The sequence below is a fragment of the Candidatus Paceibacterota bacterium genome (assembly GCA_028714635.1).
Classification (GTDB): Bacteria; Patescibacteriota; Minisyncoccia; order Phycocordibacterales; family JAQTLZ01; genus JAQTLZ01.
Genome location: JAQTLZ010000006.1, coordinates 33,552 through 57,249 on the forward strand (window position 1 = coordinate 33,552; position 23,698 = coordinate 57,249).

At 44.8% G+C, this 23,698-nt stretch carries 30 protein-coding genes and 1 tRNA gene; 16 read left to right on the forward strand and 15 right to left on the reverse strand.

Annotated elements, in window-relative coordinates; translation table 11 throughout:
• Positions 1–30: 30 nt before the first annotated feature.
• The 4 genes from PHS53_04325 (at position 31) to PHS53_04340 (ending at position 3,703) form a co-directional block, all read left to right on the forward strand.
• Positions 31–522 carry an RNA polymerase sigma factor gene (locus PHS53_04325; protein MDD5357345.1) on the forward strand — a complete coding sequence of 164 codons (492 nt, stop codon included), beginning with the start codon at positions 31–33 and terminating at the stop codon, positions 520–522.
• A 10-nt stretch (positions 523–532) separates the two neighbouring features.
• Positions 533–1,288: a hypothetical protein gene (locus PHS53_04330; GenBank protein ID MDD5357346.1), complete on the forward strand. Its 756-nt coding sequence runs from the start codon at positions 533–535 to the stop codon at positions 1,286–1,288.
• Between the two features lie 132 nt (positions 1,289–1,420).
• Positions 1,421–2,479, forward strand: a complete 1,059-nt coding sequence (locus PHS53_04335) for a fibronectin type III domain-containing protein (protein ID MDD5357347.1) — start codon at positions 1,421–1,423, stop codon at positions 2,477–2,479.
• 144 nt (positions 2,480–2,623) lie between these two features.
• Positions 2,624–3,703 (forward strand): hypothetical protein, encoded by a 1,080-nt coding sequence (locus tag PHS53_04340; protein MDD5357348.1) that lies wholly within the window; start codon positions 2,624–2,626, stop codon positions 3,701–3,703.
• 55 nt (positions 3,704–3,758) lie between these two features.
• On the opposite strand, the gene PHS53_04345 is transcribed toward PHS53_04340, so the two are convergent.
• Together PHS53_04345 and PHS53_04350 are read right to left on the reverse strand one after the other, a co-directional pair.
• Positions 3,759–3,911 (reverse strand): hypothetical protein, encoded by a 153-nt coding sequence (locus PHS53_04345; protein ID MDD5357349.1) that lies wholly within the window; start codon positions 3,909–3,911, stop codon positions 3,759–3,761.
• Positions 3,912–3,939: 28 nt separating this feature from the next.
• Positions 3,940–4,155 (reverse strand): hypothetical protein, encoded by a 216-nt coding sequence (locus PHS53_04350; GenBank protein MDD5357350.1) that lies wholly within the window; start codon positions 4,153–4,155, stop codon positions 3,940–3,942.
• A 220-nt stretch (positions 4,156–4,375) separates the two neighbouring features.
• Between PHS53_04350 and PHS53_04355 the strand changes: the two genes are divergently transcribed.
• Positions 4,376–5,557: a hypothetical protein gene (locus PHS53_04355; protein ID MDD5357351.1), complete on the forward strand. Its 1,182-nt coding sequence runs from the start codon at positions 4,376–4,378 to the stop codon at positions 5,555–5,557.
• A gap of 136 nt (positions 5,558–5,693) precedes the next feature.
• The gene (locus PHS53_04360; GenBank protein MDD5357352.1) at positions 5,694–6,581 is read left to right on the forward strand and encodes a hypothetical protein; all 888 of its coding nucleotides are present in this window, start codon (positions 5,694–5,696) and stop codon (positions 6,579–6,581) included.
• Between the two features lie 75 nt (positions 6,582–6,656).
• Here PHS53_04360 and PHS53_04365 read toward each other — a convergent pair whose 3' ends face one another.
• From PHS53_04365 to PHS53_04385, 5 genes are all read right to left on the reverse strand, one after another.
• Positions 6,657–7,169 carry a VOC family protein gene (locus PHS53_04365; GenBank protein ID MDD5357353.1) on the reverse strand — a complete coding sequence of 171 codons (513 nt, stop codon included), beginning with the start codon at positions 7,167–7,169 and terminating at the stop codon, positions 6,657–6,659.
• Between the two features lie 69 nt (positions 7,170–7,238).
• Positions 7,239–7,979 (reverse strand): alpha/beta fold hydrolase, encoded by a 741-nt coding sequence (locus PHS53_04370; GenBank protein ID MDD5357354.1) that lies wholly within the window; start codon positions 7,977–7,979, stop codon positions 7,239–7,241.
• A complete protein-coding gene (locus PHS53_04375; GenBank protein ID MDD5357355.1) occupies positions 7,970–8,380 on the reverse strand; it encodes a DUF1761 domain-containing protein in 411 nt (136 codons plus the stop codon). The genes PHS53_04370 and PHS53_04375 overlap by 10 nt, the downstream gene beginning before the upstream one ends.
• A gap of 81 nt (positions 8,381–8,461) precedes the next feature.
• Positions 8,462–9,013 (reverse strand): hypothetical protein, encoded by a 552-nt coding sequence (locus PHS53_04380; GenBank protein MDD5357356.1) that lies wholly within the window; start codon positions 9,011–9,013, stop codon positions 8,462–8,464.
• A gap of 303 nt (positions 9,014–9,316) precedes the next feature.
• Positions 9,317–10,150, reverse strand: a complete 834-nt coding sequence (locus PHS53_04385) for a neutral zinc metallopeptidase (GenBank protein ID MDD5357357.1) — start codon at positions 10,148–10,150, stop codon at positions 9,317–9,319.
• 211 nt (positions 10,151–10,361) lie between these two features.
• On the opposite strand from PHS53_04385, the gene PHS53_04390 reads away from it, so the two are divergent.
• A complete protein-coding gene (locus PHS53_04390) occupies positions 10,362–11,333 on the forward strand; it encodes a hypothetical protein (protein ID MDD5357358.1) in 972 nt (323 codons plus the stop codon).
• Between the two features lie 82 nt (positions 11,334–11,415).
• Here the strand turns inward: PHS53_04390 and PHS53_04395 are convergent, their stop codons facing one another.
• Genes PHS53_04395 through PHS53_04405 form a run of 3 tightly spaced genes read right to left on the reverse strand, consistent with a single transcriptional unit; the run spans position 11,416 to position 12,396 of the window.
• Positions 11,416–11,688: a hypothetical protein gene (locus PHS53_04395; GenBank protein ID MDD5357359.1), complete on the reverse strand. Its 273-nt coding sequence runs from the start codon at positions 11,686–11,688 to the stop codon at positions 11,416–11,418.
• 30 nt (positions 11,689–11,718) lie between these two features.
• Entirely contained in the window at positions 11,719–12,066 is a 348-nt protein-coding gene (locus tag PHS53_04400) for a hypothetical protein (protein MDD5357360.1), read from the reverse strand.
• Between the two features lie 3 nt (positions 12,067–12,069).
• Positions 12,070–12,396 (reverse strand): hypothetical protein, encoded by a 327-nt coding sequence (locus PHS53_04405; GenBank protein MDD5357361.1) that lies wholly within the window; start codon positions 12,394–12,396, stop codon positions 12,070–12,072.
• Positions 12,397–12,506: 110 nt separating this feature from the next.
• Here PHS53_04405 and PHS53_04410 point away from each other — a divergent pair.
• Both PHS53_04410 and PHS53_04415 read left to right on the forward strand, forming a co-directional pair.
• A tRNA-Asn gene (locus PHS53_04410) sits at positions 12,507–12,578 on the forward strand.
• Between the two features lie 233 nt (positions 12,579–12,811).
• Positions 12,812–13,042, forward strand: coding sequence for a PGPGW domain-containing protein (locus PHS53_04415; GenBank protein ID MDD5357362.1), 231 nt, complete (start codon positions 12,812–12,814; stop codon positions 13,040–13,042).
• Positions 13,043–13,053: 11 nt separating this feature from the next.
• Here the strand turns inward: PHS53_04415 and gyrA are convergent, their stop codons facing one another.
• The 3 genes from gyrA to PHS53_04430 form a co-directional block, all read right to left on the reverse strand.
• Positions 13,054–15,516, reverse strand: coding sequence for a DNA gyrase subunit A (gyrA, locus tag PHS53_04420; protein MDD5357363.1), 2,463 nt, complete (start codon positions 15,514–15,516; stop codon positions 13,054–13,056).
• A 188-nt stretch (positions 15,517–15,704) separates the two neighbouring features.
• Positions 15,705–15,962: a hypothetical protein gene (locus PHS53_04425; GenBank protein ID MDD5357364.1), complete on the reverse strand. Its 258-nt coding sequence runs from the start codon at positions 15,960–15,962 to the stop codon at positions 15,705–15,707.
• Positions 15,963–16,025: 63 nt separating this feature from the next.
• Positions 16,026–16,676 (reverse strand): MBL fold metallo-hydrolase, encoded by a 651-nt coding sequence (locus tag PHS53_04430; GenBank protein MDD5357365.1) that lies wholly within the window; start codon positions 16,674–16,676, stop codon positions 16,026–16,028.
• A gap of 688 nt (positions 16,677–17,364) precedes the next feature.
• Here PHS53_04430 and PHS53_04435 point away from each other — a divergent pair.
• Together PHS53_04435 and PHS53_04440 are read left to right on the forward strand one after the other, a co-directional pair.
• Complete coding sequence (locus PHS53_04435) at positions 17,365–18,555, forward strand: S1 RNA-binding domain-containing protein (GenBank protein MDD5357366.1); 1,191 nt, start codon at positions 17,365–17,367, stop codon at positions 18,553–18,555.
• Positions 18,556–18,671: 116 nt separating this feature from the next.
• Positions 18,672–19,094 carry a hypothetical protein gene (locus PHS53_04440; protein MDD5357367.1) on the forward strand — a complete coding sequence of 141 codons (423 nt, stop codon included), beginning with the start codon at positions 18,672–18,674 and terminating at the stop codon, positions 19,092–19,094.
• Between the two features lie 13 nt (positions 19,095–19,107).
• Here the strand turns inward: PHS53_04440 and pth are convergent, their stop codons facing one another.
• Positions 19,108–19,704 (reverse strand): aminoacyl-tRNA hydrolase, encoded by a 597-nt coding sequence (gene pth, locus PHS53_04445; GenBank protein ID MDD5357368.1) that lies wholly within the window; start codon positions 19,702–19,704, stop codon positions 19,108–19,110.
• Positions 19,705–19,850: 146 nt separating this feature from the next.
• Here pth and lepB point away from each other — a divergent pair, with 146 nt between their 5' ends.
• Positions 19,851–20,492 (forward strand): signal peptidase I, encoded by a 642-nt coding sequence (gene lepB, locus PHS53_04450; GenBank protein MDD5357369.1) that lies wholly within the window; start codon positions 19,851–19,853, stop codon positions 20,490–20,492.
• A 36-nt stretch (positions 20,493–20,528) separates the two neighbouring features.
• Positions 20,529–21,788, forward strand: coding sequence for a His/Gly/Thr/Pro-type tRNA ligase C-terminal domain-containing protein (locus tag PHS53_04455; protein ID MDD5357370.1), 1,260 nt, complete (start codon positions 20,529–20,531; stop codon positions 21,786–21,788).
• 60 nt (positions 21,789–21,848) lie between these two features.
• Here the strand turns inward: PHS53_04455 and PHS53_04460 are convergent, their stop codons facing one another.
• Complete coding sequence (locus PHS53_04460) at positions 21,849–22,322, reverse strand: histidine phosphatase family protein (protein MDD5357371.1); 474 nt, start codon at positions 22,320–22,322, stop codon at positions 21,849–21,851.
• A gap of 147 nt (positions 22,323–22,469) precedes the next feature.
• On the opposite strand from PHS53_04460, the gene PHS53_04465 reads away from it, so the two are divergent.
• From PHS53_04465 to PHS53_04475, 3 genes are all read left to right on the forward strand, one after another.
• Positions 22,470–22,724 carry a hypothetical protein gene (locus PHS53_04465; GenBank protein MDD5357372.1) on the forward strand — a complete coding sequence of 85 codons (255 nt, stop codon included), beginning with the start codon at positions 22,470–22,472 and terminating at the stop codon, positions 22,722–22,724.
• A gap of 19 nt (positions 22,725–22,743) precedes the next feature.
• Complete coding sequence (ybeY, locus tag PHS53_04470; protein ID MDD5357373.1) at positions 22,744–23,121, forward strand: rRNA maturation RNase YbeY; 378 nt, start codon at positions 22,744–22,746, stop codon at positions 23,119–23,121.
• Positions 23,122–23,177: 56 nt separating this feature from the next.
• Positions 23,178–23,698, forward strand: a 521-nt coding sequence (locus PHS53_04475; GenBank protein ID MDD5357374.1) for a hypothetical protein, incomplete at its 3' end; no start/stop codon positions are given.

Here is a 23,698-nt window from a genome sequence, read left to right on the forward strand (position 1 = left end):
AAGAAATTGACCTCTTATCCGCCAGAAGCTATGGAGAAAGAAAAATTGAGAAAAGAATTCGGGGATCTCTATGAGGCTTATGCCGACGCGCTATTTCGCTACTGTTTCTTTAAAACAGGAGATCGCGAGCTCGCCAAGGATATGCTCCAGGATATATGCCTAAAAGCGTGGGTATATATGCAAGATCACACTATCGTCTTGGGCAGGCCATTTCTCTACCGATTAGCCCGAAATACCGTGATTGACTGGTATCGAAAGAAAAAAACTTCATCGCTCGACAATCTCCTAGAGCAGGGATTCGAACCCGAAGATAAGAAAGCCGATACGAGCGCATTTGCTGAAAAAGAACAGCTTATGAAAATGCTCGGCAAGCTCGAGAACGAGGATCAAGAAATTCTCATTCTACGTTTCGTGGAAGACCTCTCTCCAAAAGAAATCGCTGAAGTTCTGAATGAAAGAGAAAATACCATTTCTGTAAGAGTTCACCGAGCGCTTGGCCGTTTGCGCGAAATAAGTAAATAATATTTGAAATATGGACCAAAAAATGCAAAAAATAATAGAGAGAATGCGGGAAGTGAAACTCTCCCCCTCTGAAAAAGCTTCTTTGAAAGCATCGCTTTTCAAAGAAATTGATTCGAAAAGCGCGCTTTTCGTGCCGGCGCCGGTCTCGTCGCCTTATTTTGCTTGGTTTCATTTTTCAAAGAAACACTTTGAATTTGTGCTCGCCTCTGTTCTTATTCTTGTGCTCTTTGGAGGCGGAGTTGCATTCGCCGCAAATCAATCCATCCCAGGCGACATCCTCTACCCCGTTAAAACAAAGGTGAACGAAAAAGTAGCGCGGTTTTTCCATAAAACTTCCCTTACTTCGGAAGCCCTCTTTGAAACTAACCTCATGGAAGAGCGTTTAAATGAAGCGGAGAAACTTTCTGATTCAAAAAAACTTGAAGGATCGATAAAGGAGGAAGTGAGAAAAGACGTATCAGAACAGACAGATCGGGCTTTTAAAGCCGAGAGCGCTTTGGATAAGGAAAAGAAAAATAAAGATGATAATAAAGTATCTCTCATAATTCCAACAGCAACGCCAAAAAACTTTGGCAATAGTAATGGGGAAGAAAATAATGAGAAGCTAAAATCATCTCCATCTCCAAGGAACAACGGAGCCCAAGAAAATGCAGAGGAAAACCGAAATAACACTATTCAAAAAGTCGTTGAAAAGCACCAGAAAATCCTTGAGGAATTGAGATTGAACCCTGGAGAATCTCACGGAGAGAAGAACGAAAAAGAATAGAAAATACAGCCAAAATGCCCCGATACAATCGGGGCATTTTGGCTGTATTTTCTGGTAACAATCCCCTTTCCGGTTCGCCACAATATGAGTAAAGGCCGAACATTACAAGCATTAACTTATTCAACGACAAAAATGAAAAAAATAACCCTTAAAACGTTAGCATTTGTCACCACCCTGTTTCTGGCGTTAAGCACCTTTACACCAGCGTTCGTTGGTGCGGAAAATGCTAATAGTCATGGCTTCTTTGGACTCCATCTTTCTTCACAAATAAAAAGCGAAGATAATGAAGCTTCAATCAAAGCGGACTCGCACGCTTCAGTACACGCAGACGCAGATGATGAAGATGAAGATGGTGAAGACGAGGATAAAGAAGAGGGTAATCATGGACTTGATCGCATAAGAGAACTTCTTGAAAATGGCGCGGGCAAATCAGGAAAGATTCCTCGCGGGCTTCTTCATGCCCCAGGCATCCTAAAGAAACTTGCAGGCGACCATGAACCAACCCCTACGCCTTCGCCAACAACATCGCCTAGTCCAACACCTTCACCAAGCCCAACAACAACACCTAGTCCAACACCGACGCCAACGCCTGATGCGACTGCTCCAACAATCGTCGGACCATTCGCATTCAGCATGGCTACAAATACGGGCAGAGTGCTCTTCTTCACCAATGAAGCAGCGAGCGCTAAGGTGTACTACAGCACTACTTCGCCGGTTGTAGCGACTTCAACAACACCGTCAGTAAGCTCTGCAGGTTTGACCCGCTTCCATCATCTGGAAGTTGCAGGTCTCACAGCAGGAACTACTTACTACTATGTAGTAACGGCAACTGATGCTTCGGGAAATACTGCTACGTCCGGTGAACATTCCTTCACCACACGGGAAGCCCCCGATGTAACAGCTCCGGTTGTCTCAAGTGTATCGGCTACCGCCACTGCTTCGACAACAGCAGAGGTTACGTGGACAACAAATGAATCGGCAACAAGCGTTGTCTTTTATTCGACAGCGACACCAGTTACTGACGCATCGACCACCCCAAAGGTCTCATCAGGGCTTCTGGTAGAAAATCATGACATGGTATTAACTGGCCTCACCGCATCCACAACGTATCACTACTTTGTACGATCACGAGATGCTTCCGGTAATGTCACGTCATCAAGCGAATCTAGCTTCACTACGCCTTCAATCTAACTAATTGAAACTAGTGGGCACAAGTTAAGACGAACAAAATAAATACCGCCGGAAGGCGGTATTTATTTTGTTCAGTGATAAGAAAAACTGTAATTTCTTAGCCGTAAATACGTCTTCAAGTGCATATAAGCTAACGCAAATATTATGAAAGCTACATCTATAATTATAGGAGTTATTGCAGTTCTCGTGATCGGCGGTTTGATTTATGTGGGAAGCCAGAATACCAGCACAACGCCACTCAATGGCTCGCCAACTCCCCTAACGACTAGCACTGAATCTCCGGTTTCAAATCAACCGGGAAATCCGGCAGTAACCACAAGCACAACAGTGTTCCCTACAGATACGACAGCAATTGTGACAGGTACAGTAGTTCCCAACGGTTCCTTCACCAGTTTCTGGTTTGAATACGGTCTCACATCGAATCTGGGAAATAAAACAACAAACCAAGTGCTAGGCTCCGGATACGTTGCGATTACAGCTCCCAATTACATTACCGGCCTAACAAAAGATACGACTTATTACTACCGCCTCGTAGCCCAAAATGAATTCGGTACCGTCACTGGTACAACTTATTCGTTCCAAACTACGCACGGAAATCCTCCGCCAGTTGGAAGCGCTCCTGGAACTAAGACACTCGTTGCAACAGGAATATCAAGAAATACCGCAAATCTTAATGGAGAAGTTACTCCAAACAGAGCCTCGACGCAGTATTGGTTTGAGTATGGAAAGACCGCAAACCTCGGCAACACAAGCGCCTTCGTGAATGCGGGAGACGGCACAGCAAAAGTTTCCGCTTCAATATCACTTACCGATCTTCTCCCCCTTACCACTTACTACTTCCGCATCAATGCCCAGAACCAATTCGGCACAGTAAACGGCGCGATCGTGAACTTCAAGACTCTTGGACCGGCAAGCCCGTCTGAACCGACAGCGACAACTCGAGCCGCTACAGGTGTTACATCCAGCAGAGCGACGCTCCAAGGCACAGTGAATCCAAGTGGTTTAGATACCACGTATTGGTTTGAATACAGCACTGATTCTCTATTAGGTTCTGTACTTATCCAAACAACAGATAGCGCGACGATAACTGCAGGTACAAATGCAGTGCCGGTAACGGCCGACATTTCCGGACTCCCGGGAGCGACTACGTATTACTTCCGAATCGCAGCGCAAAACAGCGAGGGTACTGTTCGGGGAGATCGAATGACATTCAAAACGAAATAAGAAAAAACCAGAAATGAAAAAAATGCTCTCGATGTCGAGAGCATTTTTTTCATTTTCACATCCTCAATTTCCTCACATCTTCGATCATCTTTCTCATACGGTCTGACATCTTATAATGACTTTCTCCCCTCATATCTTTTGCCCCATTGCCCTCTTTCTTGTATTTTCTATCCTTATTTACTGATATCTTGTGTCCTGATGATTTCATAAGTATTTGTATGAATCTCCTACTGGTACTAATATGTTGTACCGGTAGAAGCTGGTGCATTTGTAGGCAATGAGACATTTACGTTTATACCATTTGAGGGTTGTGCAGTCTGACTGCCTCGCAAAGCCGGAAGGCCGTAGACAAAGAAAAGCACGATCACTATGATCGCGATGAGAACACCGAGAATGATTCCAAGTCCTGAGTCTTCGCTAGAATTTCCTGGAGTATTAATTATTGTTGACATTTTATTTCAAAGAATTAGCTAATGATAATTCGACTCGCTTATTATGACGAGCGGATGGATGATTTGTTACATACAAAAGAGTAATCTTTCATTGTTTTACGCGTCTTCAATAGCATATGGGGTGTTTTTTGTCCCATTCTTGTTGACTTCGGGTGTATTTAATAGAAAATGGGTATAAGGTTGCCACGCTTTTTATCCGCAAATAATTCACGCCTCATTTATGAAAAAAAGTTCCTCATTATTTAGTTCGTTCGCAGAGGTGATTCTCACTGCATCTCTCCTCTTTACGGCCTGTATTCCGTCCATGACTCTCGCCCAAACACCAGCGAATTTCTGTTTTACTTTCACGCGAGATCTCGGAATAAGCAAGCCATTGAGTCTGCAAGAGGCGGGAGCACTCAAAGAAATTCTTACGAACGAAGGCCTTTGGAACACCAGTTCTCCTATCGCCACATACAATAGCGCAGTCGCTCTGGCAGTATCCAGATTTCAAGAGAAATACGCGTCACAAATTCTCACACCGAACCGCCTCTCGCGCGGCACAGGCTTTGTCGGTCCTTCAACGCGGACAAAACTAAACGCGTTGTACGGATGCGGTACTTCTTCAAATACAAATATTCCTTGCGGACAGGGTGCTTTATTCAACACCCTGACCGGAGCACCTTGTTCCTCAACAATTTCTCCTATCAGTGGCTGTTTCCCCGGCGCACTCTTTAGCATCCTAACGGGCGAATCATGCAGTGTGAAATTGCCAGAGGGTTGCACGTCGTCGGCAGGTTACAGCGTCACAACAGGCGTTCAGTGTACTCCCCAACCTGTTACTCCTCTGCCCGCGGGATGTTCTTCAACGAACGGCTTTAGCGTAACGACCGGAATCTCTTGCGGTGTAGAAGCGCCTGGTTCAACACCAACTCCAACACCGCCACCTCCAGTTGTGGCAAGTCATGCATCCACAACGCTCGTAGTATCGCTTGTCCCGCTTCTTTCTGGTGGAGTGGTACACGCAGGCAAAACTGTACCGATCTCTTATCTTCAAATTACCAATGTGGGAAAAGAGCTTGCAATTCTTAGAGGATTTTGGGTACAACAAAATGGCACTGCTCCGACTCAATCAATCATCGGACTTTCAACTGTGGACGATAAAGGGGGCTCGCGGGGTATCGCTGGTGGCGCAGAAGGTTTAAGTCCTTTTAAAACTGATGGCTCAGCTTTTGCTCCGACAGATGCAACTTTTGCACCGGGCCAAATGCGTCTCTTCACTATTAAAGCAATCCTCACGAGCAATGTTACTCCTTATATCGGAACACAACTCAAAATCGATGTTACATCGATTGATACAAATGCAACAGCAGTATCGGGACAATTCCCTATTCACGGAACAACTTGGACGATTGCAAAATAGGCGGCCTCACGAATCATGAGTTTACTTTTTCTTTAAAAGTTGTACTATTCGCTTCGGCACAAAAGTAATCAGGAAAGCTTCGGAAAACTGTTTTCCAAGCCCGATTCCTGATGTTGAAAAAAGTGAGGAGGACGACATGACTAGCATCACGCTACCATCAGATGAGATTTTTTCGCATTGGCTTGCCTACGGTGGTAAGTTTAGCCCGGATACTCTTCGGGCGAATCTGGAGCACAGTAAGCGCTTGGGGTATGGGGGCATGGTCATCGTACCGGCCCTCATCCCGCCCGAATATCCGCCGGCCGCAATTTCCGAGGTATTCGCGGACACAAGGATGAAAGGCATCGCTTGCCTGTTCAATAAGGGCAGTGGGAAGGATCCGCTGAACCCGCTTGAAAGCGACGAGGTGCTTAATGAACTGCGTCTCCAGATGCCATATTCGGTTGACCTTTCGACCTGTGGCCTCGGCCCGTCGTTGGCTCTTGGGCCGGCCTACGTTCGCCACGTGGTCAAGGGTTGCGAGTTCCGGCAGGAAAACCTGTGTTGTTGGATGGGAAGGTTACGGGATTTTGGTCAGGAAAACCAGACGAGACTCGCGATTGAGATCCTGAACAATTTCGAAGACCCAACGGTCCCGAACAAGTTCCGAAATCTTCGTGAAGCCATTCGTGGTTTTGAGGACTGGCTTGGCTTTCAGGTGGACACTGGCCACTGGAACAAGCTCGGGTTCACCGCTGCGGATATCCTCGAAGCAAAGGCCGGCCATCTGGTTTGGTACCTTGAGCTGGTGAACGGGATGAGGGAACCGCTCGAAGAACCAAAGGGTGTTCCTATCTGGGAATGGATTGAAGCGGCACATCATTTCCCCGCACTTCGAGCGATTGGGGTTGAACCATTTGACCCTGAGAATGTCGTCAAGCCCTTTGGTTTGGACGCGCTCTGCCAGACCAGAATGCCCGGTTCAGATTGCCTGGTCCTCGATGCCAGAACTTTGCGGATGCGCCAGGTGATGACGCTACGTTAACAAGCGACACCGATGAAATGGAAGTTGAAACGCCGCGGGGTAGGAACCCCTGCGGCGCTTTTTATTACCAAAACATTACTTCCCCTCGTATGCCGTTTCTAAATCTTTAATAACGATTTTTTGCATCTGAAGCATAGCTGTCATAACGCGCCCCGCTTTTGCTTTGTCTTTATCCGCCAGAAGTTCTCCTAAAATTTTCGGAACCACTTGCCACGACAACCCGAATTTATCTTTAAGCCATCCGCATTGCTGTGACTTTGGGTCTCCCCCCAGAGAAAGTTTTTCCCAGTAATAATCTACTTCTTCTTGCGACCCACAATCTATGATAAAAGAAATCCCAGCATCGAAATGAAATACCGGCCCGCCATTTAAAGCCAAAAAATTATTATCTGCGAGGGTGTATTCAATCGTCAAAACAGTCCCTGCAGGCATGTGATGAACTTCAAACCCCTCTTTCCCATACCAAGCTATGTTCCCGATTTTTGATTCCCCTTTTGCGAAAGGCGAATTTTTAAAAATAGAAACGTAAAAGTTGACCGCTTCTTCAGCATTTTTGTCAAACCACAGACAGGGGGTTATTTTTTGCATGTTTTTAAAATTAAATAGTTAATGAATAATACAGTAAGACGTAATACAGGGAACTTGCTTTCACTCTTTTTATTTATACCTATCGAGAAACTCTTCAACTACTTTATTCACCTCTTGTATAGCCTCCGGACGATACCGATAATCATGATTCGAATCCAAAGCGTGTAGCATTTTCGGTTCCGCAGATTCTTCATAAGCCTTCTTCACATCTTCGGGAAGAGTGTCTTCATCCCATATGCCGTAGAAAAATAATTTCGGCTTGGTGCATGTTTTTAATGCTGGCAACGCATCATACTGCTGGCCGTCAATAAAGTAATTGATTGGCAATTCAAATTTTTTCTTTTCTTTCGTCTCATACTCGCCGGGTGGGATATCTCGGAAACTGACTTTCTTTCCCAAAGCTTCATCCTCTTTGCTCGGAGCACTCGGTGCCCCGTAGTATGACATGATTGCGACAATATGGGTCACGTGCGGATTTTTCGCCCCAGCTAACATAGCGACAGTTCCACCTCTACTGTGCCCGGCAAGTAACGTCGGTTTATTTCCAAAATGTTCGAAAAGCTCGTCAACCGCCTTCAAATAATTCGTCGTGGTATAAAGCTCAATTCCCCCGGGACTTTCCCACACCCCAGGCGGGTCAAAAGAGAGCGCAAGATATCCTCGGCCCGCCAAATAATCAACAAGAATGGTGTTGTGAATATAATCTTTGCTATCCAACCTGCCTGGAATAATTATGGCAAGTTTTTCTGAAGCAGGATTGCCTTTGAGATAAATTCCCAGTTCAAAACTTTTAGTCTTTATTATTGCCATACGCCGATAATCGCGCCAGCAACCAAGAGTGTTACGAGCATTCCGCCAATTCCGATCCAAAATAAAGATTTTTTTCCGCCCCAAAGCACATCGCCCAATTTAAGCGGAACAACAAAACCAATCCATACTCCAAATGCATTCTCCACACCGCCGTACAAACCAGTATGAATACTGGTACCGATATACCAAGCCAAAACAAAAAACATTACGAGACTTGCAACAAATTGGCCGACATACGAAAGCGTCATGGATTTCTTCATTTTCTCCCGCTGTTCCGGACTCCATGAATCCATACCCATTGCTTGCATATACTTTTTGCCAAACAGTGGTCCGTACCAAATTGATCCTACGACCATGCTTGCTACTGCAGAAACCAACACCGCCCAATAATTGATTACCATACTTTTTATAAAAAATTACATTACTAAAAACTTACAAAATAATTATAACAAAAACACGCTTTCTTTGCCCCCTCAATGAGGTCATTTTATCATCCCAGCACCCTTCGCATAATCTTCAAAAGACGCTTTGCTGAATTGGTTCGTGTACATTCCTTTCAATAAAACTTTCTTGCCGGAGAGAGTCTGTAATTCTCTCACAAATGCTACGAGATCAATTTTTGCATCTTGCGGACCCGAGATCTTCAAAGTTTTTGTCTCGATCAATTTCGTCTTCCCTTTCTTTGTGTATATGCGAAATGCGGATGGTAAAGCAGTCGCTAAACTCCCCGCAGAACCCTGGAAAGCAATTGTCTCTACTTCCGGCCACGTCGCGGTGAGAAAGAATTTGCCTTTTTTATGCACAAAATGAGTCTGGTAAAGCTCGAGTGTAGATGCGGGATAGAAATACAGAAAAATAGAAAAGAAGACAATTGTGAGAAACACTCCCTTCAGTAAAAAGAGGGCGAAAACCGTATCGGAAGCACTCAAATACGCATAATACAAAATTGATAAAAGATACGGAATGAGAAAATAGGAAGCGAGAAAGAGGGTTCTCTTTTTGCTTTCGTAATACACCTTTGGATACGTTTCCATACATAAAATCGTATCAAAAAATAAGGGCTTTTACTAATCACCCCAGAAAAGTTGGCAACAAAAAAACTCTTTTTTTAAGCGAGTTTTTTTGTTTCTCAAATACTAAAATCGAACAAGCAAGAGAACCCCGACCACGATAGCTGCGATGGCAGAGATTACCTGAGAATATTTAAAAGGATAAAAATGGCTGACACCGAAAACAAGGAAAAAAACAACTTCTGCGATAGTGAGTAATGACATGAAAAATAAGTGATTAAAATTGATAAAGGACCTTTCATTTATTATAGCATGGTTCATTCCTCTTTAAAGAAGCGGATATACCCCGCATTCTTTCACTAAACCGGATTCATACCCTTTATTGAATGCAGCGATACGCTGAGCTGACGAGCCGTGGGTCCACGATTCCGGATTTACCCTTCCTGTTACTTCTGATTGGATGCGATCGTCTCCGACGGCTCCTGCCGCATCTATCGCCTCATGTATTTCTCCGGGTTCAAAAACGCCCAAATCTTTCAGAGAATAGGCCCAAAGCCCGGCGAAACAATCAGCTTGCAACTCAAGCTGTATTGATTCCTCATTAGACAAATTATCCGGAAGATCATAGAGCTGATACTGTACGTGGTGGCCGACTTCATGAGCGATAACATAAGCTTCGGCCACATCGCCACCTTCCGCGCCAAGCCGTGTCGTCAGTTCATCAAAGAATGTCTCGTCGAGATAAATGGTTTGATCAAGCGGGCAATAGTGAGGACCTACGCGGGCATCGGCACCGCCACAGCCGGAGTCTGTGGCGGTGCGAAAGAGCACCAGTTTTGGTTCGTCATAGGCCATATCGCTTTCTGCAAATACTTTTGACCACATATCATTGGCAGAACCGAGAACCTTCGATGCAAATACTTCATAACTATCCGCGCCTTCAAAATCTTTTGCATCATAGGATTGCGAAGTCTCCGTCTGAACATCTTGTAATTGCGTAAGGACATCGCCCACGCTTCCTCCGCCGAGAAAATTCATAAGTAAGACAATAACCAGACCTGTTAATCCCAAACCTCCGCCCACAATGACACCCGGTCGCACCCCGCGCCGATCCCGATCATCGATATTTCCTTGGCTGTTTATTTTGTTCCAGAATGCCATAGCGTATTTGTATATTGCAATGACGTAACAGAAAGGGTTCCATTGCAATGGCTGCGTGAGTACTTGCTAAACCATGAATCTAGCGCACAGTTCTATAAACGGTAATGTTTCCGCATCTTATACGACGACTATAGTGTAAGCCCATAGCGAGGTCGATTATCCTTATTCATTAGTAATAAAACATTACAAGACTAATCACAAAAAAATAATCATGAAAAAAACTATTGCCAAAATCGCCCTAATCGGTACGCTTCTAGCTCCCCTAGCGTTTGCCTTGCCTGTAGGGGCGGCAGCACCGAATTGGAACGCGACAGGAAATTATGTAGTAGCTTTCAACTATCTAGGAACTGACTACGCCCATGATATGACGCTGACCCAAGACAATACGGGAAATCTGACTGGAAACGGAGGAAGTCCAGTTGGAGCAAATGTATACACTTGGGTAATCACTTCCGGAACAGTTTCCGGCGACACGATTAACTTCTACGCAAACTATACTGCGACAGCGGATGCTGTGACGCCCCAGACGACAATGCATGTATCAGGAACCATTGCTTCAAACGGAACAATGTCAGGCACATGGTCTGATAATTACCAAGGAGGTTCGCGAGCAGGTACCTTCATGACAACAAGTGGTACGGCAACAGCTTTGCCTGGATCTTTAGCCGCTGAAGATTTCGGCGTCGTAAATTATGACACCGGTCTTGGCCAGCTCAAAGGTTACACTGCAGGATTCGGATTGACTGATGCGACATTCGCGCATGTTCAGTCAGTGGTAGTGAAATTGTATGCTGGAAGCACGCTTCTTCAGACAAACACTGCTACGGCGAAAGTGGGCAACACACTCACCGGTTCGCAGATCTCTTCTCCGTTTGATGTATCCGGAACGTTTGATTACGCTACAGACGGGTATTGGACGAATGTAAGAGAGACGCAGTATGGACAAAGTGTCCCTGCTACAAGAGTAGTAGCAACAGTCACGTTGGAGAATGGTAAAGTGGTAACCGCAGAGAATACAAATCTCACCGGTGATCCAACAACCATCTTCCCTCCAACACCTACCCCTACCCCAACGCCTACTCCAGCAGAGAAGGACGCATGTAAGAATGGCGGATGGAAAACTTTCACAAACCCAAGCTTCAAGAATCAGGGTCAATGTGTAAGCTACACAAACCATCACTAGGACCTAGCGAAAGCTAGCAGCAAAAATCCGCCATAGGGCGGATTTTTGCTGCACTGATTTTAAAGCAAGAATTAAAAACAATTTAATTCTCTTTGCGAAGCCACGCTTGCACAGCCAATGAAATAACTTTCAGTCTCTCAGGCCTTACTCCTGCGACATGTTCCAGGCCAACATGGCTGCCGAGACTGCCCGCCGCTAAATCTTGCTCTCCTTTCCCTATTGATTTTAATGCGAGCAAAGCAATATCCCTTTCTTTGTCAGAAAGTCCTTGGAGTTGAAAAAACTCATCCGCTTTCACTTCGTCTTCATGAGTCTCTATTATGTGAAGTTGTTTTTTGGAATCTTCAAACATCATATATTAAGAGTATGACGCTCGCAGGAAAAGTCAATTTGAAACTTTTTTCTTACTCTTTATTACACCAATGAAGTAATAAAGAATTAAAGCAAGGATAGACCAGTAGAAAGCAAATACAGCGGCAACGAATGGAGGCGGCGGATCCTCTCGCAAGAAGCTCCCGGTAAAAAGCATGGGCCCTATCAAAACCATTTTGACAGGCAAAAGAATTTTGTATCCAACACTCTTCCACGCGACCGGTGAAGCCGTCCCCAACCAAGACTGGGGCGGTTGAGGGAAGACCCGCGCATCTCCACCAAAAAGCGTGTTTGAAATAAACATAAAGGCGAATGCGCAGATTAGGAAGATGATAACAAATTTTTTTCTGGAAATGGTCATGTGTTATATAAGCAGAATCAAAACAATAAGAAGAATGGCGATAGGAGAAATGATATCAAAAATTTTTTTCAAAGCAATTTCTCTCGGCTTAATCTTCAAATCATACACCCTTTTTTGTACATTCCTCCGTGTGAGATAGAAATCGAATACAATGCACAAAATTAAAAGAATAATCACTACTTTTTCCCAAGAAGAATGCGTAGCTAAGACATCTGTCAAAGAGAAATGAGAAGGTTTAGACGATTTTAAGGATGATCCTAGAAAAATTGAAAACATCATTATTACGAGAGCAAAAGCCAAAGCATATTCTTGAGTTGTAATCTTTTTCATGACTTTTTCACTATATCACAGAATTATTAGTAGCAAGGATCATCCTGGCCACAACTTTGCCTCGAGAGTGTTTTCTGCTATCATACAAAAGTTCTTTCGGAGAAATTTATTCCGGGGTAGCTCAGCGGTAGAGCAGTCGCCTGTTAAGCGATTGGTCACAGGTTCGATCCCTGTCCCCGGAGCAAGAAAAACCGCGCAAGCGGTTTTTTGCTTGCCCGGGGAAGAAAGCAACCAAAGTTGCTTTCGGCAGGGATCGAAGCCCAATTGAGCATTTTTTTGTAGAAAAAATCCAATCGGGCCACTGGTCGTGTAACGACCGATATTCCTGTCCCCGGAGCCTTCAGCACAAATAACACCCTTGGGTGTTATTTTGCTTTAATTGAGAATAAACGTGATATTAAGATACAATAGAGCGATGCCACTCTACCTTCGTGAAAAATTAAAAGACCCGCGCGTGAAAAAAACGATTGGGATTATTCTCATCATCGTCGGGCTTCTCGCGCTCTTCACTCCCCTTACTCCGGGCTCCTGGCTCATTCCTATTGGTCTCGAGCTTATCGGAATTGACCTTCTCTTTTATAAAAAGATAAAAGAATGGCTTAAGAAAAAATTTGGAAAGACAGAAGAGACAGAAAATCTCCCGTAACAAAAGCCGAACTAGAGGGTTACTAGTGAGGCTATAGCATCCCCTTCGCGTAATTTCATAATGCGCACTCCTTGCGTCTGTCTTCCAAGAGATGGGATTCCTTCAATATCGGTTCGAATAACTTGGCTTTTCTTCGAAATGGCTACAATTTCTGTTTCTTCTGGAGTGGTTACGCGAGAGGCAATGAGCGCACCAGTTTTGGGCGTAATTTTTGCAGTCTTAATTCCCGACCCTCCTCGTTTTTGAATTTTATATTCCTTAAGCGGAGTTCTTTTTCCGTAGCCATTTGCAGTAATACCAAGAAGCATCGTATCTTTCGCTTCGGCTGTAATAACTTCTGCAGCAATCACAGCATCGCCTTTTGAAAGCTTCATTACCCGTACTCCCGCCGCATTTCTTCCCATCACGCGCACATCAGATTCTTTAAATCGAATCGATTGGCCTTTTGACGTAGTAATAATCGCGGTTTGATTCTTATCAACAAATGAAGCTGAAATGAGCTCATCCTTTTCATCAAGTTTGATAGCGATAAGACCGCTTCGTCGAACTTCAACAAAATTTTCCGCGGTTACTTTCTTTCCAGTTCCCTCTTTCGTAACCATAAGAATCGAAAGATTTTCCTGTTTCTTAATATCCTTCGACATCGGCAAAACAGAAGTCACCTTTTCATCCGGAGCAAGTGAAAGGAAATTGATGATCGCTTTTCCTTTTGTCGCGCGTTTGCCCTCAGGAATTTCGTACATCTTTATCTGGTAGGCCTTTCCTTTATCGGTAAAGAAAAGAAGGTCATTATGAGTAGACGTTGTGAGAAATGTCGTAATAAAATCTTCTTCTTTGGTATCAAGATCCACAACGCCAACCCCTCCGCGTTTCTGTTTTCGATATTCATCGGGCGAAGTTCGCTTTACATATCCGCCAGCAGTCAACACAAGCATGCTTTCCGTATCTGGGATCAAATCTTCCGCAGAGAATGATTTTGGATCGTGTTTAATGAGCTTGGTTCGGCGGTCATCTCCATATTTTGCGGAAATTTCTTTGAGCTCATTTTTGATGATAGTGAGAATTCGGCTTGCACTCTTTAAAATATCTTTCAAATCTTTAATAGTCTCCTGGACAGCTTTGAGCTCGTCTTCGATCTTCTTTCGTTCAAGTCCGGCAAGACGCTGAAGTTTCATGTCCAAAATAGCGGTGGCCTGAATTTCGGAAAACTTATACTCTTTCATCAAATTCGCGTGCGCGGTCGGAGTATCGGCAGACTTTTTGATGAGCTTGATGATCGCATCGATATGATCGAGCGCCTTTGAAAGTCCGAGGAGAATATGCTCGCGTGCTTCAGCTTGTCGTAAATCAAATTCCGTTCTTCGGCGGACGATGAGTTTTCGGTGTGTAATAAATTCCTCAAGAATTGCCTTGAGAGAAAGTGTCTGCGGAACACCGTGGACAAGCGCGACGGTATTGAAATGGAAAGTATCTTCGAGCTGGGTATGCTTGTAAATAAAGTTCAAAACTTTTTCCGGATAAGCACCCTGCTTGATATCAACGACAATGCGAATATCTTTTGCAGATTCATCGCGAAGGCCCTTCACTCCCTCGAGCTTTTTCTCGCGAACCAAATCCGCAATTTTGATAATCAGTTCGGCCTTGTTCACCCGATATGGAATTGAAGTAATGATGATTTGAAATGCGCCCTGTTTGGTCTCTACAATTTCCGCTTCGCCTCGGCAGACAATCGGACCTTTTCCGTTTGCATAGGCATGCTGAATATCTTTCCAGCCGAAGATAAGTCCGCCCGTTGGAAAGTCCGGCCCTTTTACAAATTGAAGCAAATCCTCAGTCGTCGCGTCAGAATTCTCAATGAGGTGCACAGTTGCATCAACAACCTCGCGAAGATTATGCGGAGCGATGTTTGTTGCCATACCAACGGCGATGCCAAGTGTTCCATTCAATAATAGATTTGGAACTGCAGCTGGAAGTACGGCCGGCTCTTTCTTTGAACCATCGTAGTTTGGCCGCCACTCGACAGTTTCCTTTTCAATATCTCGAAGAAGCTCGCTTGAAATGCGGGACATTTTTGCTTCGGTATATCGGTATGCTGCAGCACCGTCTCCGTCGATCGAACCGAAGTTTCCCTGGCCGATAATGAGCGGATAACGGAAGGAAAAAGTCTGCGCCATTTTCACCATCGCTTCATATACGGACGCATCTCCATGTGGGTGGTAACTACCGAGCACCTCTCCGACTACCGTTGCGGATTTTTTAAATTTTGCGGAAGCAGTTAGCCCTTTCTCATGCATCGCAAAAAGAATTCTGCGGTGCACAGGCTTGAGTCCATCACGCACATCAGGAAGAGCACGAGAAGTGATCACCGACATCGCGTAGTCGAGATACGAGTCTTTCATCTCGGTCACGATGCCTCGCGAGACAACGTTTTGATGCGCTTTTGCAGGGTCTTTTGGCTCTTTTTCTTCAGGCATTATGGGGATAATTATAGCATTTTTAATGCTCGCCCGCAATAAATTTTTGTGTCTAAAAACACAAAAATTTATTGCGGCTTGCGAGCATTAACCCCGCCCCAACCCAGGGCGAGAGCGCGTGCCGAATAGGCACATCCCTCATGGGGCGAAGCGCGAGCCCGTGTGACCTTTTGGGGCTGGGGCCCGAGCTAAAAACCAAGCGTTTTTTTCAGCGAAGAATATTGGTTGCCAATGTTTTCTAATGCTTTTCCAGTCGCACTTTTTAACTGTTCAAACGGAGGAGTTGCGAGAGATGCCGCTTGATTATCAGGCGCCGGAGTATTTCCTCCCCGAGGCAAAATCCACCACGCCAAAACAAAAATAAGCGTCAACACAGTAGAACTCACCCAGAGAATAATTCTTCTCTGTCGTTCAGGTTTATTTCGTATTTTTTCAATCCAATCCATGTTTGACAGCGTATAGCGTCAAGCGTCGAGGAAAATGCGTTTGAATTTACTAAACGCTACCCGCTACGCGCTCGGCGCTGTTAAAACCGCGATCTCCCCTTCCTTCCCTTCCAAATCTTTTTTCTTGAGCGTTAATTTTTCTTCGGGCTTAGCGTTTTCTTCTCCTTCTTCTTTCAAAAATGCTTTGAACGCATTTGCTTTCCCCACCATTCCGTAATGCATCGGGATAATAAGTTTCGGCTCAAGGTTCACAGCAAGCTTGTGCGCGCCAGCAGAATCCAAAACTCCTTCTCCGCCGATCGGTATAAAGAGAATATCAATGTCTTCGATCGCCTCCGTGATTTCTTTCGGAATATCTACTGTGTCGAGTGCCCCGAGAAAAAGCATATTCATGGAATCAAACGAAACGAGATAGACAGTATTAATAATTTCTTTTCCTCCCGAAATCGAATAGTGCGAAGGTGAAGCGAAACCTTTTATGAAAACTCCTTTTGTTTCGTATTCTCCGGGACCAGAGATCACAAGCGGTTTTTTGTCGCCAAATTCCATCTGCTCAACACCGTTCATGTCTGGGTGATTGGTCGTCACAAGCACAGCATCGGCGCCAAAGCGAGCTCCTTTGTGTTTGGAATCCTTGGAAATAGGGTTGATTGCGAGCGTAATATCTCCTTGCTGAATTTTGAAAAATTCGAGGCCTTGGTACGTGATTATCATGAAAATGAGTATACCACGGCCTTAAAGAATGTCTAAAAAGTTCTTGAAACAGGCCATGAAATAAGACTCAATTTAACTTGACAAAAAAACTGTATATGGTAAGATAGTACCACAGCGTCAACTACTGGGGTTGACACTGAGAAGGGGTGCGGCGGCTTCTGTCATCAACAGGAAGCGTAACAGCGGTTCTCAATCAGTCGATGGGAGTCGCCGCATCACATTAAGTTCTTTTTAATATTTCCAGTGCTGGTGGGGATCAATAGTTGCCCACAAAGTCCGGGAGTTTCTCCCATGGGGCGATTGCGGTCGCCTCTGACATAACGGCCAATGACGGCCATTGGGGTAACACTCGCCAGCACACCATCCGACAACGATAGCCTGTGAGATAAGAGGGAACGAACTTCGTCTATTCCCCCTTTAAGCAGACTGCCAAATTGTTGCCGGACACAAACAGGCCATTCATTCCTAAGCGCTCTCTGATTTTTTTATCAGAGATCGCGATAAAGAAAGAATGGCCTTTCTCGTTTTTATGTATTAAAACTTTGACTTTTTCATGCTTTTCCGTATACTAACCCCTGCCTGTTCATCATCTATAGATGGATTCAAGGCATTACTAATTACGTTAAAAGTTAACCCGGTTTGCTCGACAGTTACGAAATGAGCATTCTGACCTTTTAATTCATAATTCATGGCATTAAAGAACACTCTCATGTCCGCCATCGGGATGGACACGAAGAAGAAATCTGCTCCAAAAGCAGATGACGCAGTTGAGGTAAAGGATGCAAAGGCGGGCGACGCTCATCCAGTCGAAAAGAAAAAGGACAGCATCATGTCCAAGTTTTTGAATGAGACGAAAAATCCTCCGGTCGCTGGAGATCTCGTCGAAGGTACTGTTTTGGCGCTTGATAAGACAGGCGTCTATATTGACCTGCCTCCGTACGGCACAGGAATTATTTTCGGAAGAGAATATTTGACCGCTCGCGACATTATCAAAAAGATAAATGTCGGAGATTCGATCACGGCAAAAGTTGTTGATACCGAAAATCCTCTCGGTTACATCGAACTCTCTCTCAAGGAGGCTCGAACGGCGCTCATTTGGACACAGGCAGAGGAAGCGATCCGAGACAAAACAATTCTCGAGCTTCCTGTCAAAGAAGCGAACAAAGGAGGACTTATTCTCGAATGGCAAGGCATTCAGGGATTTTTGCCTGCTTCACAATTGAAAGCGGAGCACTACCCTCGCGTATCTGAAGGAGACAAGGACAAGATCCTTGAAGAGCTTCGAAAGCTTGTCGGTCAGAAAATTGCTGTTGCGATCATCGCCGCTACTCCGAAAGAGAACAAGCTCATCTTCTCTGAAAAGAATCATGAAGAAAAAGATAAAGGAAAGATTATCGAGAAATACAAAGTCGGAGATGAGGTGGAAGGCACTGTTACCGGCATCGTTGATTTCGGAATCTTCGTGAAAGTTGAGGAAGGACTTGAAGGACTCGTGCATATTTCAGAAATTGACTGGGCGCTTGTCGAGGATCCAAAGCAGTACTTCAAGATAAACGACCGTGTCCGAACAAAGATCATTGAAATTAAAGACGGCAAAATTTCCCTCTCTGTTAAAGCTTTGAAACCAAATCCTTGGATCGAAGCTTCGAAGAAATACAAGAAAGATGATGTTGTGAAAGGCGTTGTCATCAAATTCAACAAGCACGGCGCGCTCGCTTCTATAGAAGAAGGGGTTGCAGGTCTTGTGCACGTCTCCGAATTTGGAGGCGAAGCGAAGCTTCGAGAGAAACTCGAGCTCGGCAAGACCTACTCATTCAAGATCAATCTGTTTGATCCGAAAGAGCAGAAGATGGCGTTGTCGTTTGTAGATAAAAAGTAAAATTCGATCGAAAAAGAAAAAACTGCCCTAGGGCAGTTTTTTCTTTGACTTTCTATATCGAAGGAGACTATAGTAGGAAAAGCGTCAGTTCACCCAAGCGAGAAAGGATAACCCGCATGGAAAGCTCTTCACCGCCTCCCTCTCAAACGGGAGAAAGGCCGGACCCGACATCAATAGCAGGAATACGATTGGCGGCTCGGGAAGCATTGCTCCAGCCACAGTGGGGAGGGAAATTCCCCGATTTCATGTCCGGCCGTGACCGGATCGTAAGCATTCGCTGCGTAGCGATCGTAAACATGGGAGACTACAAAGTCCCCATACTGAAGATAAGGCAGGGCTCGGTCTGGAGGTCGTACCCGTCGGTGGTCTTCGAGAAATCAAGGTCTTCTTTCTGTCACATAAGCCTCGACCTTGGCCTTGTGATCGAAAGAAGCTCCGTAAGGGGCGAGTGGCCGGCTCTCCTCACGAAAGCTAAGAACGCCGGCATTCACGTTGCTGGAGAAGAATTTGTAGGGAAAGAAACAACCGAGTCGTCATGACTCGGTGTTTTATTTATAGACTATTCGCAAAGCCAGTTGCTTTCTCTCTTCCCTCTTTCAAAAGCATTTCCAGCGCTTCGCTTGCCTTTTTCCCAAGCTTTTTAAATTCTGCTTCGTCAGCTGGTTTGAATTTTCCTAGGATAAAATCATTCACTGCCTTTTCTCCGCTTGGTTTTTTAATTTTTCCGCCCGCTGTCTCTGGGGAAATGCCCACTCGCAGACGAATAAAGCCTTCGGTGCCTACTGCTCGTATAATAGACTCGATTCCTCGGTGCCCTCCGCTCCCCCGGTTGAACGAAATTTTGATTCTCCCCACCGGCAAATCCAAATCATCTTGAATAACGAGAAGTTTTTCGGCCGCTTTCTTTGATTTTACCAGTGATTTCAGAGCATTCCCAGATTTATTCATAAAAGTATCGGGTTCGACGAGCATTACTTTCTCTTTTCCTACTTTTCCTTCGGACACAAGCGCGTTTATTTTTTTATTCTGCTCCCACTCTGGCAAATTTTGCGACTTTCGGAAAAATTCAAGCATAATCCGCCCCGTATTGTGCCGAGTATTCTCGTATTCTTCTCCAGGATTTCCTAAACCGACAAAAATGTAAGGCATAAATGCGCAGTAAATAATAAAAAGTTGTTTTCATTGTACCTGAAGTGCTCGGCAAAGTAAAAAATGTCGCAAAAATGCACTAAAACACACGAAATCCCCTTGTGTCAAGGAGGCATTCGTAATACAATTTTAGGTAAGAAAAATCTATGGACACTGACAACCCTGTCGTTGATAAAAAAGATGAGAAACAAAAATCTTTTTTGCATCGGGCATGGAATTCGATCCCAGAACTCATCAGATTCATCCTCCTCGCTCTTATTATTGTCATTCCTGTACGAATGTACGTCGCCCAACCCTTCATCGTGAACGGCGAATCAATGGATCCAACATTTAAAGACCGAGATTACCTCATTGTAGACGAACTTACCTACCGATTTGAAGCGCCAAAACGAGGAGATGTGGTGATTCTCAAATATGAATATGGATACGAGAAGGTAAAACCCTATTTTATTAAAAGAATCATCGGCCTTCCCGGAGAGACAGTCACAATAGACGGAAATGCTGTCATTATAAAGAACAAAGCGCATCCCGAAGGTTTCACTTTGAACGAGCCGTACATTGTAGAGAAGAATTTTCCAGACCAAAAGCTTTCTCTCACCCTTGGCGACAAAGAATTTTTCGTCATGGGAGACAATCGCCCCCACAGCAAAGACGCTCGCATCTGGAGCAAGGACGGAACCGCTGAAGCTCTGCAAGAAAAAGATATTTTGGGCCGACCACTCCTTCGCCTCTTTCCTTTCAGTGAAGCAACACTCTTCCCCGGAGAATTTCACGACTACAAAAATTAAACTCGGAAGCCTTTTATTAGCTAACTTTTGTACACAATGCCCACTCTTCAAAAAAAGAGAGCAGCAGACAAAAAAGAAGCGGAAGTGCGAGAAATGAGCCGGCAAGAGCGAAAGCGAAATGAACCTCGCTATACTTTTCTCGAGAAAGCAGACGAGATCGCTCTTTACTACGGCTTCGTACCAATCGCCACTCCGCGGATTAACAAGCACGACACTCTTGTCGCAAAGCTTTTCCGCGAGATCGAACCCTCCGCAAAAGAATCCGAGTGCGAACTCTCTGCATCTCTTTGTCTTGAAGAGAAAATTTCAGTACTCCGAACCTATATGGAAATGAATATGGCGGAATTGCCCCAGCCTGTCATGTTCTATTATAAAGGCCCGATTGCTGTGCCAGCTCGCACAAAGAAAAGTACGCTGAAAAATTATGGCTTGGAAATTTTGGGTACGGGAAAAAGCATGGCAGAGGCAATCATCATAAAAACCGCCCTTACTATTCTCTCTGAAGAAGGATACCAAAATCTTACTCTTGAAATAAACAGCGTGGGAGACAAAGATTCGACAGCTCGATTTATCCGAGAACTTGCAAATTATTACAGAAAAAATCTTTCGCTTTTGCCCGCAGAATGCCGGCAGATTTTCAAAAAAGACGCTTTCCAGCTTCTTTCCTGCGATCACGAGAAATGCAGAGAGCTTGCCGAGGATGCTCCGCAGTCTTTAAGTTTCCTCTCCGAAAACAGCCGAGTTCATTTCAAAGAAGTTTTGGAATATCTTGAGAAGCTCGATATCCCCTACACCATCAACAATCATCTCATCGGCAAAAAAGGCTACGGACAGAGTGTGTTTGAAATACGAAGTGGAGATGCAAAAGACCCGATCGCTATCGGCATGAGATACGACAGCATCACCAAGAAAATCGGACTGAAAAAAGAAATTCCCGCGGTCGGCGTTTCTCTCGCCTACAAAGCCCTCCAGCCAGAACGACTCAAAAAAGTGAAGGGCAAGCTCATGAAGCGGCCGAAATTTTATTTCGTCCAGCTTGGTTTTGAAGCAAAACTGAAAAGTTTGAAAGTCCTTGAGATTCTGCGACAGGCAAAAATTCCCCTTTACCAATCCTTGAGTAAAGATAAACTCGTGGGTCAAATTACGTCTGCAGAAAATTTAAAAATCCCCTACGCAATAATCATGGGTCAAAAAGAAGCAATGGAAGATTCCGTGATTGTTCGTCACATGGAAACCCGCGCGCAAGAGACGGTGAAGATTGAGAACCTCCAAAGATATATCGAAAAAATTAAATAGAAAATAAAAAGAGCGCCTCCGCGAGACGCCCTTCGGTTCAAAGTTGTTACCGATCTGACTTCAGACGGCACACCTCAAGTGGTCAATCGACTTCTTCTCAACGTCGATGATCCACGCGTGACCCTTGGGAATTTCATCGCCGTCAAACTTGGCACCGATTGACGTAGCGAAATGCCCCGGAAAGCGCTCGATGTACTCAAGGTGGGTCACGAGGATAACCACGTCCGGCGACTCATCTTGCTTGATGAGTTCCATGACCGCTTTGCAGTCAGGGTAGCCTCCGCCACCACCGCCAGACCAAAGAACCGGATGTTCCTCGAAAGGAACACCGAGCACTTCGGACATCACCCGCGCACTATCGAGTGCACGTGGCGCCGTGGACGAAAGCATCCTCGGTTTACCCCCCCCATTCACAAGAGAAGTCTTGATTTGCCCAGCCAACGCGGCAATTTGCCTTTTGCCGTAATCGGATAGGCGGTAATCGCCATCACGCTTCTCATACTCGCCATGGCGTACAACGGCTAAGATTTTCATCTTGTCCTCCTGTATCTATTTGTCCGCACAAGGCGGTTGCTCAAAATGAGCCCATCCTTTTCCCGTTTTCAGATTATGCCTCGAGACATTCAAAGTCAAGGATACAGAGTTGCAAGAAAACGAGAGCTGTGTTAGTATTTTGGCCCTATGGCAACAAACGTAGAAGTCGCACGAAATGCAAATGAAAACAGCCTAAGCCTTCTCCGAAGGTTTACAAAGCGCGTCCAGGGTTCTGGCGTTCTTCCTCGTGTCCGAAGTATCCGATACACTCTCCGCGAAGAATCTTTCTACAAGCGAAAGAAACGAGCTCTCACCAAAATCGCCCGAAAAAATGAAGTACTTCATCTCATCAAACTCGGCAAAATGACTCCTGACATTCCAGGACAGAAGCGAAAGAAATAGAATACATATGGGCAACCATATGCAAATCACAAACAAAACGAAAAGCACCTTTGCTAAAAGAGAGGTGCTTTTCTCATCCTTAAAAGACAAGATTCTTGGAAAGAATTACGATTTGAGCCTTGTTTTTATCGGACCAAAAGAGTCTCAATCATTGAATAACAAATTCCGCGGGAAAAACAAGCCGACAAACATTCTTAGTTTCTCACTTTCGAAGACTAGTGGCGAAATTTTCATCACTCCGAGCGTTGCAAAAAAAGAAGCGCCTCGCTTTGGAAAGACATTCGATGCATTCCTCGGACAATTACTTATCCACGGTTTGTTCCATTTGAAAGGAATGGAGCATGGGGGTACAATGGAGAGAGCGGAAGCGAAAATTCAGAGGCATTTTGGAATTTAATTCTGGTCCGTTGAATTTCGTTATAGGTTTCGCGCCCAGCGTTACATATTTTCTCCATGTCCACAAAAATAGCCGTCGGAATAGATATCGGAACCTATCAGATCAAGGTAGTTGTCGCGTCGCTTGAAAAAGGAACTCGCACCCAGCCAGCAATTATCGGAACCGGTTTCGCGGAATCAAAAGGACTACGGCACGGCTACGTCATTAATATTCACGAAGTATCGAAAGCTCTCCGAAAAGCCCTCGACCAAGCCGAAAAAAGTTCAAAAATAAAAATTAAGCGAGCGTTTCTTTCTGTTGGAGGCATCGGCCTTTCTGGCACGCTCTGCCAAAGCTCGGTTATCGTTTCGCGCGGAGATTCTGAAATTACCGAACTTGATATCAAAAAAGGATTGGATGCGAGCGAGAATGAAATCCCGCAAGCAATTTCACTGAACAGAAAAATAATCCACGTCATCCCCGTTCAATACAAACTCGACGGAAAAAATGTCTACGGCAGGCCGGTTGGAATGAAAGGAACGAAATTAGAAATCCGTTCTCTTTTTGTCAGTTCCCTTTCACAACACCTCGAAGATCT